The following is a 12644-nucleotide window of genomic DNA, read 5'->3' on the forward strand; positions in this document are numbered from 1 at the left end:
CGGCGCTCAGCTTGGGCTCAGCGGGCGTGACTTCAGACTCGCTGACCACTGCACTCGGAAGCACTTCTGCACTTTCACTGCGCTTGGTTGGGGAGCGCTTGGAGGCTTTGGCTGGCTTACTTTGCACGATCGGGGCAGCTTCAATTCGGTTTTCTAGAACTTGACTCTCTGGCTCCTGCACCTTGCTTTTACGGCCCTTTGACTGGGGCTTTGGCGAAGGTGCGGCGGTAAGCTCAGGCCGCAGCTCGGCGGGGAGCGGCTCAACCTGCGTCGTCGGTTTGGTTCGGGCGGATTTGATTTTAGATGAATTGGTTTTAGGGATGCTCGGCACCTTTTTGCTTGGCCCACTGGAGTTGCTGGACGCTGCTTGCTGGAGGGCTTGTGGGGGAATCACTTCGGCACTCGGCTTGGAAGTGGCGTTGCTCCTCCGGCGCGGCGCGGCTTGTTGAAGGCTGCGGCTGGCGGCTTCGGCGCTCTTTTCGTCCACGGCGATCGGAACGGGCAAAGCAGCAACTTGACTGTCGGTGGGCGCTGGGCGCTCCTGTTTCTTTCTCGGCACTTTGCACCTGTTCAGGACGGAGCGTAGCCTCAGCGCAGTGCGGCGTCGGTCATCAAGTGACAGGGCCTGCATTTGCGGGGGCCTACGCGGTTCTTTCGCTTGTCTAGGGCTCTACGCTCTTACGGCGCGTCCTGTAGCCCAGAAGCATTCCTAGTTTAGCACAAGGCCACAGGCCTGCGGCGGCTTTTGGCGCTCAGGTGAACACGCTTCATTTGAGCGTTTGTTATGACAGCAGGGGGTAAATCATTGAAGGGAATGGTGGCGCGAAACTCACCGGTCACCTAAGGCTGAGCTCGCACCTCCTACCCCTTACCCGACTGACCGGTCAATAAGGACGGTGAAAAGAAGGCGGGAATTATAAGGTCAGGAAACTGACAGGCATAGTGCTCTAGAGTGGTTCCATGAAGGCCAATAAAGTTGTGGCCGGTGTCATCGCCTCGCTGGTCATGAGCCTGATCTGGTCTCTCGCCACTCCAAAGGACACGCACCCTCAAACTATGGCTGACCTCATTTCCTTACGCACTCCTGTTGCCTTGACTCTGGCAACTGGAGAGCGCGTACAGGGCGAATTGCAGGGGGTAGACTCGCTGTGTGATGACTGGCAAGCAGCTTTCCAAACTGACCCTGACACTGCCGTATCGTTGCCAGATGGCCGCTCGCTTCACGCCCGCAACGTGACGAGTCTCGCGGTTGGTCGGTCATCCGCAGGAGCACTCAAGGCTCTAGGGAGCGTTGGTGCTTGCCCATCCATCATGACAGTTCTTGCTCCAGGCAGCGCTCCCGTCCCCTTGAATCTCTCGGCGCTGACAGGCAGTACTACCAGGATGAATCAAGAAATGAAGACCTTGACCAATCCGTGATTGACAGGTGCTTTTGCCTCCGCTGGAGAAGTGAAGCCAGGTCGTGGGCGAAGACTTCCGTTTGAAACGTAGGTCTTCCAGGGCAGTGAGAAGCGCCGCCGGTCATAGGGTCAAGCTGCTGAGCGCTCACCTCCGCCGTCTCATCGTCTGGAAGATTGTCCAGCATAACCCCAACAGGACAAGCACCGCGCCGCCCCCTTGCGTGGCTGTGCCGCTGTCCCCGTCTAAGGCCGCTTCCACTGACAGAGCAGCCAGCGCCAGAACGAAGACGAAGAGCAGCGCCAGCAACGTCCACGCGAAAGACGGCTTCATTTCACCTCTATACCAGTTTTAAATACCCGCCGCACCCGATCATGATACTCAGTGGCCCGCGTTGGAAGTGCCCATAAGCTTGACAAGATCATGGGCCGGGTCTGGCTACCCAGCGTTATTTTCTTCAGAAATACAGGAGAGGTCTGCAGGCAAACACAAACCACACAGCCATTCACCGTCTGCGCCGCGCACGCCGGACAGATACTAATCTGAGAGCACAGCCCGGACGACTTGTGGATTGCTGAGAGCGAAGAAGAGGCCTAGCGCTTCGGCGCAAACCCGCCCGAGGTAAGTGCAGCGGCTCAGGCCAGCTATTGGATACGCTACGGCTAACCTCGCTGAAGGCGGCGTACAAAAGCCGCTCACCTTCAGAGATACCCAGTTGTCAGATTGCAGAAGTATCCGAACGAGTACAGTGCCGCTCATGACCGCTGCGCCACTTCCACCCGACGAGTACGCCCGGCTGCTCGATCTGGCCCGCTACGAGGTTCTCGATACACCCCCGGAAGAAGCGTTTGACCGTATCACCCGGCTCGCCGCCCGCCTGCTGAACGCCCCGGTGGCTTTCATCAACTTCGTGGATCAGTACCGCCAGTGGAGCAAGGCCACCAGCGGTCCGGGCGACACCACCGCGCCGCGCCGGGACTCCGTATGTGCCTGGACAATCCTGGGAGCGGAGCCGATGGTGATCGAGAACGCCCACACCGATCCGCGCTTCATCCACAACCCGATGGTCACGGGCGAGCCGCACATCCATATGTACGCGGGCGCTCCCCTAACCACCCCGGCAGGTCACCGCATCGGCACGCTCTGCGTTACCGACCACCAGCCCCACCCACTGACTGCTGACGACCTTCACTCCCTGCAAGACCTGGCAGCGTTGGTGGTCGGCGAGTTGGAGCTGCGGGCACGCAACCTGGAGCTGAGCCGCGAGCTGAATGCCCAAGCCCACCGCAACGCCGACCTCCAGCGAGGTCTGGATCACGCCCGGGTGTTGGAGGGGATCGCTGCGCTGATGGACTTGGATCTGACCCCGGAAGAGATGACGCTGAGTGCCTCCGCCCTGCTGGCCGAAGCACTCAGCGCCGACTACATCGGCTTGCTGATCTTTGAGGAGGAAGGCCTGCGGGTAGAGGCCGCGCACCTCAATCCCCGACTTCCCCAGACAACCACTGATCTTCCCGCCCAACGACCTGACTGGCCCAATTCAATCACCTGGTCTCTGAAAACACTCGGTCAACCGCTCTATCTGAACGACTACCCAAGTCACCCAGATGCTTTGGCAACTGGCGTGGAAGGTGGCGTTCAGCAAATCGCTTGGTTGCCGCTCGGCACGCGCAGTGGCGTCACCTCGCTCTTGATGGCCGTGCGGCTGCGAACCAACTTGGTGCCCCGCTGGCGCGGCAGTGACCGTGCCCTGCTCGAAGCGGCGGGGCGCAGTGTGCGCGGCACCCTGAACCAGAGGCTCGAAGTTGAGCTGAGTCGCCAGGAAGCCCGCCATGACGCGCTCACCGGGTCGCTCAACCGCCGAGCGTATGAAGAAGACCTGATCCGGCGGCAAACAGACGTAGCGCCCTTCATGCTGGCGGGGCTGGACTTGGACGGCCTCAAAGCGCTCAACGACCAGGAGGGCCACGCCCAGGGTGACAAGCTTCTTCAGGTGTTTGCCCAAACCCTTAAAGTGACCCTGGGCGATGCAGGCGAGGTCTACCGGCTGGGCGGCGACGAGTTCGTGGTGCTGAGTAACGCAGACGAGGAAACCGTCCTTGAGGCCGTGGACACGGCGGTACTGGCTGCACGTCAGGTGGGGGCGCTGCGGGGAGCCAGCGTGGGAACGGCTTACAGCAGCGAGGCGGCGGGAGAGGGACTACTCGCCTTGGCAGATGAGCGCATGTACGCAGTCAAACGGCGGCGCTCACTCCAGAACTCCACTCCGAAACTGCACTGAGCGCTGACCTGAAACAACACAAACGCCTCCAGCATCAGTCAGGTCAGCGCTTTTTAGTTGTCTTGTCCTCGGCCCTTGCAGCGCAGGCGGTGTAAGGGCCGGACAGATGCTGGTCTGGGAGCGCAGCCCAGATAACCTGCAGATGACTGAGAATGAAGAAGAAGTCTACCCTGACGAGACTGATCCGCCGGAATGCTCTTGCTATCATCACCGCATGACGCCACCGGAAGCGAGATCATCAGCTGTTATAGGAGTGCTGTTTCGTCTTGACGGCAGTGCGGTCACGCTTGCGGATCACGAAGCGTTATGGGAAGTGATGACGACCGCAGCAGCCGAGCGGGGACTTCAATTCTCAGGCAAGGTGGTGCCTGTCGACTTGGATCACCTTACACGTGAGGATTTCGAGAGCCTGCTCCAACCGCTCTTCCAGGAGCACGATCCTCTTTAAGCGTGATTACCGCTGACCTTTGGAGCATTTGTCAAAAAAGAAGCTCCTTTTTGATCGAGCGGGCAGGCCCGGTAGGTGCCTCTTTGTCCAAGATAGCGGATAGGCCCAGCAGGTACGGCCAAGCGTCGTTATCTGCGCTGCTCTGGTCAAGAAGCCGCTTTGCCCAACGACCAACGGGAGTGGAATAAAGCATTGGGGAGCTGTCCATTCCTCTTCTAAGCAACTGTGGAGTGTTCATACGACAAGAAACGCCTCCACTCCCAGATTCGGCCAAGGCGGAGGCTTCGGTGTTGTGTACAGAGTGCTTGACCAGCGTTCCGCTCCAAATTCAGCAGCGGCCAAGCGGTAACATCCAAACCCAACACAGAGGCGCAGAAACACTTTTTTGGACGCATTGATGCGCTTACCTTGAGCCTGAGCAACGAGGAAGAAGAGGGATTGGGATTCGTGATTACCGCTAAGAGTGTCAAGACGCGAGAGATGAAAGGCTAAAAGCCGCCAGCAATGTTTTCCCAACCCGCGCTCTTTTTCGTTTACTGCCAAGCCAGCGGAACACTCCCGAACTTAGGGTATCCCACTGAATTTTTAGACGCTATTTCTTGGCGGGTGTCACGTATCCGGTTCGCTCAAAGATTAGACGGGACTGTTTGGAAAAAAGCACCAAGTGAGTGCGGCTCAGGGTGTACTGGGTTGCGGCGTTCATGGCGTTATGGAATTCGCCCTTGACTGCGAAAACGCAGCGGACATTTGCCTTGGGCGGCAACGGCTCGATACGGATTCGCGCCGTACTGAGTGCGGCCTCCAAAGTGCCCTTGAAGGTGCCGCAACCATACGAGCCGCTCAGTTGCCCATTGACGATGAAAAGCTGCGCGTCCGGCTTGAAGCCCGTCTCTGACTTCGGCGCGGCGCTGCTGAACTGGGTCAGTTTCCAGATGCCGTTGAGCGGCGCGGGATTCCCTGCCTGGGCAGCAGACCAAGGCAAGAGTACAAAGGACAGGAAAATGATTGGACGCATGGGCTGAATCTGCCTGCTGTAAGTGACCCAGGTCTGATCTATCAGGGGCCAGCGTCGCCCAGGCGGCTTGTGAACCGCCGAGCGTGAAGAGGCCCACCCTGTGAAGACTGACCTCTCTGAGCCATCAAGGTAAAAGTTTTCGCTCTGGTGTGCACCATGCAGTCATCTGGGCTGCTGAGTCCTAAACTCCCTTATGCGTCCTCTCGTTATTTTGCTCATGCTGGCCCTGGGATCGGCCAGCGCGGCCCCCAGTCTGCTCACGCCGCAGGAACTGGCGACTGCGCTCAAGCACAAATCGTTTACCTTGATCAACGTTCATGTGCCGTTCGAGGGTGCAATTCCGGGGACTGACGCCTTCATTCCCTTCGACGCAATCAAGGGCAGCGCCCAGTTGCCGCGCGACCATACGGCCCAGATCGTCCTTTACTGCCGTTCTGGAAGCATGAGCGCTATTGCCCACGCCACCCTGAATAAACAGGGCTACTCGAACGTTCGCGAATTACAGGGCGGCTTCAACGCTTGGAAACAGGCGGGCTTTCCGCTCACCCAGCGCTGAGGGCAAGCGACCCAAAAACCTCCGCTCAAAACATCAACTTGGGCGGAGGTTTTGGTTTACTTCAGGATGCCTGCTCGGCAGCTCACTCCAGATCCCGTGCCGGTAGCCGCAACTGAATAGACAGGCGGGGATCAGCCGAAAGACTTGTCTTGAGTCTGAATCGTCTTCCTACACAGGTGCGGCGGCGATACCGAAGTATCACTTCAAGTCAGCAGCATTGACCGTCTGGATTTTGATCATCTTGGCTTGGTACATCTCGTCGTACTTCATAATCAGCAGCCGCGAACGTACGCGCTCTCCAGAAGAAGTGAACGCCAGAGCGCCTGTAATGGTTAGGCAATCAGTTTTGTCGCTCGCAAAGCAGGCGGGCAAATCAATCTTACGCACCGCTGCACTTACCACCGCTCGGCTCGGCAAAGTCGTACCGGTAATACTGCTTTTCAGGGCGGATATCATCACATTCGCCGCATCATAAGCGTATACCGCCACGCCGCTCGGTTCAGTCTTGTAAGCAGCACGGAACTTCCCAGTAAAATCGAGATAATTCGAGAAGGTATTCACCGGGCCGCTCACACTGGTGTAAAGCACGCCCACAGTGCCTTTGCCCGCACGTTGAATGAAGCTCGGAGAATCGAGCCCGTCGCCACCCATGAACTGCGCGGTTACCCCCGCTGCCCTGAGATCTCTGACGAATTGCCCGCCGACATCATCTGTGCCGCCGAAATAAACCAGGGGAGTACCACTGGCTTTGATCTTTTTGATGACGTTAGCAATTTGAGCAGGCGTCGATACCCCAACGTAACCCGCGACAGGAATTTTGGCGGCTTTCAGACCCTCAATGAGTCCCCGGGTGAGGCCGTTGCCATAGGCAGTGTTGTCTGACACGACATAAACCGAAGTGGAGTGAAGCGTCTCGGCAATATAATTGGCAGCGGCGACAACTTGAGCAGCATTGGGGGAAACAACCCGATTAAAATTTGACCAGTTGTGTGTACTGAGCGCGTCGTTGGTGCTGTTGGGGGATATGAAAGCGAGCTTCTCAGAAGCGAACGCTTCGCCGAGGACGTTGGTAACGCTGGAGTTGTTGGCACCGACCACACCAAGAATGCTCTTGGTGGCGAGAATCGTCTTGGCGATCTGTTCGCCTCTGGTCGCAGAGGCCTGGTCATCGAAGGGAACGAGTGTAAGGTCAATGCCCGCTGTTTTCAGCTCCGCCATACGTGCGTTCACGGCGAGTTCGACGCCTCTCCGGAGATCAATGCCGGTGGGGCTCTGGTCTCCAGTCAGTGGACTGACAGTAGCAATACTGACGCTCACCGCTTGCGCGGCACTCAGGGCGACGAGGAGACTGAGGGCCGCAGGAACAACCAACCGGTGGGGGCGTTTCATGCGTCAGGGTAAATGGGCGGACTTCACGTCTTTCTTACAACGCATTTGAAGTGCTGAAAATGCCCAGGAAACAAATCTACGTTTTCACTGTGATCAGCCCCGTTTCATTTCAACTCACCCTGTTCAAGGCTGCTGTCGTCTGTGACTGACAGGTGACACGGCCCCGCCGGCGTATTCGCCCACCAGTTCGTCGTCTATCAAGGTGTCTTTGGGTTCCAGCCTGTTCGCGGTGGCCTGGGCCATATTTGGTAACGATGTTAGCCTGTGCTTTCTTGGCCGAACCGATCAATTTGATGCCGGTTTGTGCCAGCGCGGTGGCTTGGCTCTCCACCTCCAGCAAAACTTTGAGGGCGAGGCCAGAAGAGAGTAGAGGCTGGAGACGTGTCGGCCCCCAAGACGGCGGGCAGCAAACGGACGGTTCACCAGCCACCGGATACCATGCCGCTTCTTACCAGCCACCGTGAGCGCCAGAATCTGAACCACAAGGCGCTGAGCGCGAAAGAGCAGGAGTCAGGCTAGGTGTTTACCAGCGTACTCGGCGACAGGCGGCACCCTGCTCTCAAACAACACGAAGCGCGGTATACACCACATCTGCAAGGCGGCTGATATGCGGCAGTTGCCGGTTCAACGCCTGCGTCACACCTACGCCTCGCTGAGCTTCCGGCGCAGTATTTCGGCGGTACGCACACAACTTGGGCATTCCTCAGTGGCCTTCACGTTGCGTCAGTTCCAGACAGTATATGTCGGGGAGCGGGGAGCCTGGGCGACATGCTTGGCTAAATCTCCGGTTACGCACGTAGTACGCACAAACGCCATTTTGAGTTTATTCTCGCCAGTGGCCAGAAACGAAAAAACCCGCACTGGGCGGGCATTTCCTTGTGTTGGGCGGTGAGGGACTTGAACCCCCGACCCGTCGCGTGTAAAGCCAAAGCCCGCACTCCCTCTAACAAATCTTTACCGACGCTATCACCACTTTCCGGCTTATCTCCTGCGTTCGACACCCTTATTCAGACCCTGCCGCGCTACACGATCGCTACACGAGATCAGCCACCATCTGCCCCGCTTCGTCCAGTTCGTCCTCAAAAATCTGCCGGTACACCCGCATGGTGATGATCGGTGAGGAGTGCCCCACCATGCGGGCCACCACTTCAGGCTTGACTCCCCGGCGCAGGGCCAACGAGATAAAGGTCACGCGCAGGTCGTGAATCCGGATGGGCGGCACGTCTACTCGGCGCAGGGCGGCGGCCCAACGTTTGCGGGCATTGTCGTAACCGTAGAGCGTCCCCACTTCAGATGGGTACAGCCAGCGTTCGGCGTGCCACTGCGGGCCAGCCTCAGTTTGCAGCCGCTCACGGCGCTCAAGCATGGCGTTCACAGTGGCCATACCGTCAGGAGGGAGCCGGAAGGTGCGGCGGCTGCGCTCGGTTTTGGGCGGGCCGACGCTCCGGCGCGTCTTCTCCCCTGCCCCGAGGGTCACGGTGCGTTCAATCCGCAAGCTGGCCCGCTCCACATCAACGTCATCTACTTGCAGGGCCAGCAGCTCGCCGATTCGGGCTCCGGTTTGCAGGGCCAGCTTCCAAAGGAGGTAATGCGGCGTGTCTTCGTTTGCGTCGAGGAAGGCCCGAGCTTGCGGCTGTGTCCAACTGGTGCCGACCCGCTTGGCTGGACGCTTTTCAAGCCGCGCGACTCCTGCGACGTTGCGGGTCAGGTGCCCGAGCGCCACCGCCTCGGCAAGTGCACCCTTGAGGAGCTGCAAGCTCTTGAGTCGGGTGCGGTGACTGTCTTCTAACCCGTCCAGCCAGCTTTGTACCGAGCGGGCGTCAGGCTGGGCAGCATTACCTTGCCGAGCTTGCCAGTGATCTTGCGGGCGAGGTACATCCGGTCTCGGATGGTGGCCTGAGCGCGGCCCCGACTGGTGCGCTGAAGGTGCCGATCCAACCAATCGGCCAGTGTCATGCGTGAAGGTGTGATGTCCTCACCTGCTGCCGCTTCGGTAATCAGCTTGGCAAGCAGCTCGTGCGCGGCTTTCTCAGGGTTTGGCGTGTCGGGCTTGAGGTAGCGCGTCACCCGGCGACCATCGCTGAGCGTCACAGCGGCAGCCCAGCGACCATCCTGCTTGCGCTGGAACACAGAGCCGAGCTTGCGCTTGGGAACTGACTGGGGAGCGGGGCAGCGAGTCATGGTTTGGTTCTATCCTCGTTTGTGCTTGGGAGTGGTGATGAGGGTTATGCATATACTTTTGCCACGGGCGCGAAAGGATTTAGTATGAAATGGGAACAGCCGATTCCTTTACCTGATCCCTTCCCTGTTGCCGATAGCTGGCCTCTACCTTTGCCGGAAGGGCCGCGCAGTCTTACCCGGCCTCTGCCCCTGCCGGAGTCTGTATTCCCAAACGAACAGCAATATGACGAATCAGTGCTTTCACTTCCCGAGCCTTGACGTAATAACCGAGATGGATTGGGATATTGGTTTCGGCGATACCATGTAGATGCATTGGAACTTCTTCCACTTCAACGTAGCCGTCGGCATTGTGTTGGGGCCCTGCAAAGAGAACACCCAGTAATTTTAACTTTGACGTTTCTGGATGACGGATATAAATTGGTGAGCCTGAAGAGCCTGGAAAAGCTGCGATATCCACGACGCCAATAGGTTTACCATTATAATCCACGTTGGGGATTGTGGCAGCTACGCCACTTCTGGCAATAGGCATATAATTGAATTTGTCCGATAAACCAGTAGGATACCCGATCATAATTACTTGATCTAATGTATTGCAATCTAAACAATCATCTTGGACGAACGAGTCACCACTCAAGCTAATTTTAAGCAAGGCGTAGTCTTCCGGGATTAATTTGTATGCCGCACTCATATCATATGCTGCCAGATCTATATTAGGATTTGGATGGTAAATTATCTTTTCTTGGAGTTCGGTTACCTCAATAGTGATTGATGCTAATGTAACCGCAGTGCCGGATGGAATAACATTCTCAGAATCGTTTGAGGCAATCTTTTTTACTACATGAAATTGAAATTCCATCGAATTCTGTTCAACAAAAACATGTCTATTGCTGATGAGCAACGGAAGTGTAGTTGTCCCATTCTTACCAAAATAGAAGAACCCTGTCCCACTCCCTCCGTCACCAGCAACAATTTTTGTAGTTGTTAGCATCAGCTGATCAAAAATGCCTCTTATAGATATTATTGACACAATTCATCTCCTTGATATTCAGATATTCCTTTTCCATTTCAGCTTCACCAACTCACCGTACCCAACGCCTACCGCTCCCCTAGCTTGAGCAACTCGGCATTCGGCACCCGCACTAGCCAGAGCGTGGGTTATACCGCCAGAGCGGGACGGTGGGGGCGGCGCGGTGGGAAGCGGCAGCTTACAGGACTTCATCAGCAGTCTGGAACCCACCCGCATGGCACTTGAGCAGCTTGTTCGCTGGGTCATCAACACAGTGCTGAGATTGGGCCTGCACTTCATTGGTCGACGCCCGGATTACGACGCTTTCCACGCGACGGTGCAGGCCCGCATGAGCGCTGTGCAGCCGACGCCTGCCGAAGTGGACACGGCACTGAAGCTGCACGAAGGGGGCGTGATAAGCCTCGAATCAATCCATGCTCGGATCGGCATTGAAGAAAGTCAGGCAGAAAAAGAGCGCATGGCCCTTGAGGGCATCACACCCGCCCTTGCCCTGAAGATTCTGGCAGCGGCCCCGGCCTGGGTTGGGCTGAAAGCCCTGCAACTGGCTTTTCCTGCCTTGCTTATCTCGGACAGCCAGGTGGAAGAACAGCGGCAGGCGGATCTCGGCGGCGCTCCCCCGGTCAACCCGGCAGACCTGAACGCGCTAGACGGCGCGGCTTTGGACAATGCCCCAAACCCCTGAAGCCCGCCGCCTCATCGCCCTCGCCCGCAAGCGAGAGGACGCCCACCTGCAAGCCGCACGGGGCGCAGTGCTCCGCCAGTTCCGCAAAGTGGCACTCAAGGCCGCTGAAGCTGAGTTGACCCGCGTGCTGGCCTTGCCACCCGGCAGACGCCGCGCAAGCTTGCCGCTGGTGCTGCGCCGCATCGACGAGGCCATGACCGCCACGAGGACGCCGCCCGCTGAACTGACAGGGCTGCTGAAGCGAGCCGTGCGGGACAGGGTACTTACGTCTGACGATCTGGTGAAGCTGCTTGATTCCAGCTTGAAACTGAACGATCCGGCCAGCTTGCAGGTGAAGGCCGTGGACAAGCAGAGAAAAGCCATGAACGGTTACTGGGAATCAGAGGGCAGGCGCTTCAGAGACGACGCCGCTCGGACGGTCAGAGAAGCCCTACGGCTGGGCCTCACACCCGAGAAGGCGGCTGACTTACTGCAAGCCCACCTAGGCGTTCACAGAAGCCGGGCAGTGCTGATTGCCCAGGACCAGATGCTGACGGCTGCGAGTCGCGCGGGCATAGACCGGTTGAAGGCTTTGGGCGTCAAGCAGTTTCAGTGGGAAACCCAGCAGGATTCCAGAGTGCGCCCGGTTCATCAGGCATTGCAGGGGCGGGTGTTCACTTGGCGGAGTGCGCCGGAACTGCCGGGACAGGCGGTGTTGTGTCGGTGCTGGGCAGCGCCTGCTCGATAGCCGACAACTTCAGTTCAAAACGCTCTCAGCGCTAACCACTTTGTCAGCGCTGATGGGCAATAATGGATAGCCTCCTTGACTACTGCTTGCTCCCGTTTTGAGGGGCAGTCCACAGGTCGACATCTCAGCCTTGCAAGTAACGATCAGGAAGCTTAAATCGACAACACGTCAGAGGGCTTACACTATGAGCACGTTATGAAATTATCTTTCATCTACTCGGCGATGATTGCGCCGCTGCTTTTCGTGACAGCCTGTGGTCCCACATCGACAAGTACCCCTCCTCCTGGCAGTGGTGCTGCTAAGGTCAAGGTCAAGGTTGCGTACGATAGCCCTGAAGAAATTAACGTCGCACCAGATCCGGCGAGTTACGGGAAAGCGTATTTTAAACTTAACGTCAGTGCTGATAGGCCATCAGTACTCTTCTTCAGTTTGAATGGGGACTCAGATCAGGACTTCACGCTCCTCACTCCTCGAACTCCATTCGATGTCCCAGGAACGCAATCTGTGCTTTTGAGTCTTTACGCTAAATCTACAGCCACCTTAGGAAAACATTCTATGGAAATGGTTGTTCTAGATTACACCAATTTCGTTACAACTGAGATCGCACGAGTTCCAATCCAATTCAATGTTATTGGATACGACGCATATTTGTATTCGAGCCTTCTTAAATCTGGCGAAACTAATCTACTACCTCTAGTCATAACTGGCTTCAAGAATTATAGCGGGCCGATGGAGATTAAAGCCGTTGATCTGCCCGAAGGCATCACTGCCAAACCCCTCCTCATTCAATTCAAGGGTGGTGTAATGAACGTCGACTATCCAGTTGAAGTGGAGCGTAAAGCCGCGATCTCCCGTCAGCAACTAACTCTGACTTTCAAAAGTGGGGGTATGAATTTTAAGATAAAGGACGAAATCGTCATCACCCCATATGAAAAATAAG

13 protein-coding genes are annotated in these 12644 nt (G+C 57.1%); 7 read left to right on the forward strand and 6 right to left on the reverse strand.

Features of this window, described 5'->3' with window-relative positions:
- Positions 1–960 precede the first annotated feature (960 nt).
- Positions 961–1419 (forward strand): hypothetical protein, encoded by a 459-nt coding sequence (locus tag EHF33_RS03060; protein WP_124867779.1) that lies wholly within the window; start codon positions 961–963, stop codon positions 1417–1419.
- Positions 1420–1545: 126 nt separating this feature from the next.
- On the opposite strand, the gene EHF33_RS21005 is transcribed toward EHF33_RS03060, so the two are convergent.
- Positions 1546–1731, reverse strand: a complete 186-nt coding sequence (locus EHF33_RS21005) for a hypothetical protein (protein ID WP_164473390.1) — start codon at positions 1729–1731, stop codon at positions 1546–1548.
- A 424-nt stretch (positions 1732–2155) separates the two neighbouring features.
- Between EHF33_RS21005 and EHF33_RS03065 the strand changes: the two genes are divergently transcribed.
- Both EHF33_RS03065 and EHF33_RS03070 read left to right on the forward strand, forming a co-directional pair.
- Positions 2156–3679 carry a sensor domain-containing diguanylate cyclase gene (locus EHF33_RS03065; RefSeq protein WP_124867781.1) on the forward strand — a complete coding sequence of 508 codons (1524 nt, stop codon included), beginning with the start codon at positions 2156–2158 and terminating at the stop codon, positions 3677–3679.
- A gap of 142 nt (positions 3680–3821) precedes the next feature.
- A complete protein-coding gene (locus EHF33_RS03070) occupies positions 3822–4127 on the forward strand; it encodes a hypothetical protein (protein WP_124867783.1) in 306 nt (101 codons plus the stop codon).
- Positions 4128–4719: 592 nt separating this feature from the next.
- On the opposite strand, the gene EHF33_RS03075 is transcribed toward EHF33_RS03070, so the two are convergent.
- A complete protein-coding gene (locus EHF33_RS03075) occupies positions 4720–5142 on the reverse strand; it encodes an META domain-containing protein (protein ID WP_124867785.1) in 423 nt (140 codons plus the stop codon).
- Between the two features lie 193 nt (positions 5143–5335).
- On the opposite strand from EHF33_RS03075, the gene EHF33_RS03080 reads away from it, so the two are divergent.
- Entirely contained in the window at positions 5336–5698 is a 363-nt protein-coding gene (locus EHF33_RS03080; RefSeq protein ID WP_124867787.1) for a rhodanese-like domain-containing protein, read from the forward strand.
- A gap of 198 nt (positions 5699–5896) precedes the next feature.
- Here EHF33_RS03080 and EHF33_RS03085 read toward each other — a convergent pair whose 3' ends face one another.
- The 4 genes from EHF33_RS03085 to EHF33_RS03095 form a co-directional block, all read right to left on the reverse strand.
- Positions 5897–7087, reverse strand: a complete 1191-nt coding sequence (locus EHF33_RS03085) for a branched-chain amino acid ABC transporter substrate-binding protein (protein ID WP_124867789.1) — start codon at positions 7085–7087, stop codon at positions 5897–5899.
- 1033 nt (positions 7088–8120) lie between these two features.
- On the reverse strand, positions 8121–8843 hold the full coding sequence (locus EHF33_RS03090; RefSeq protein ID WP_164473391.1) for a site-specific integrase: 723 nt from the start codon (positions 8841–8843) through the stop codon (positions 8121–8123).
- 29 nt (positions 8844–8872) lie between these two features.
- Positions 8873–9268 (reverse strand): hypothetical protein, encoded by a 396-nt coding sequence (locus tag EHF33_RS21010; protein ID WP_164473392.1) that lies wholly within the window; start codon positions 9266–9268, stop codon positions 8873–8875.
- Positions 9269–9440: 172 nt separating this feature from the next.
- Entirely contained in the window at positions 9441–10295 is an 855-nt protein-coding gene (locus EHF33_RS03095; protein ID WP_124867793.1) for a trypsin-like peptidase domain-containing protein, read from the reverse strand.
- A 163-nt stretch (positions 10296–10458) separates the two neighbouring features.
- Here EHF33_RS03095 and EHF33_RS03100 point away from each other — a divergent pair, with 163 nt between their 5' ends.
- The 3 genes from EHF33_RS03100 to EHF33_RS03110 all read left to right on the forward strand — a co-directional run bounded on the left by EHF33_RS03100 (position 10459) and on the right by EHF33_RS03110 (position 12643).
- Positions 10459–10977 carry a hypothetical protein gene (locus EHF33_RS03100; RefSeq protein ID WP_124867795.1) on the forward strand — a complete coding sequence of 173 codons (519 nt, stop codon included), beginning with the start codon at positions 10459–10461 and terminating at the stop codon, positions 10975–10977.
- Complete coding sequence (locus tag EHF33_RS03105) at positions 10961–11704, forward strand: minor capsid protein (RefSeq protein WP_124867797.1); 744 nt, start codon at positions 10961–10963, stop codon at positions 11702–11704. The genes EHF33_RS03100 and EHF33_RS03105 overlap by 17 nt, the downstream gene beginning before the upstream one ends.
- A 195-nt stretch (positions 11705–11899) precedes the next feature.
- Positions 11900–12643 carry a hypothetical protein gene (locus tag EHF33_RS03110; RefSeq protein ID WP_124867799.1) on the forward strand — a complete coding sequence of 248 codons (744 nt, stop codon included), beginning with the start codon at positions 11900–11902 and terminating at the stop codon, positions 12641–12643.
- The last annotated feature ends 1 nt before the right edge of the window (position 12644 follow it).

Source organism: Deinococcus psychrotolerans, from assembly GCF_003860465.1.
GTDB lineage: Bacteria > Deinococcota > Deinococci > Deinococcales > Deinococcaceae > Deinococcus > Deinococcus psychrotolerans.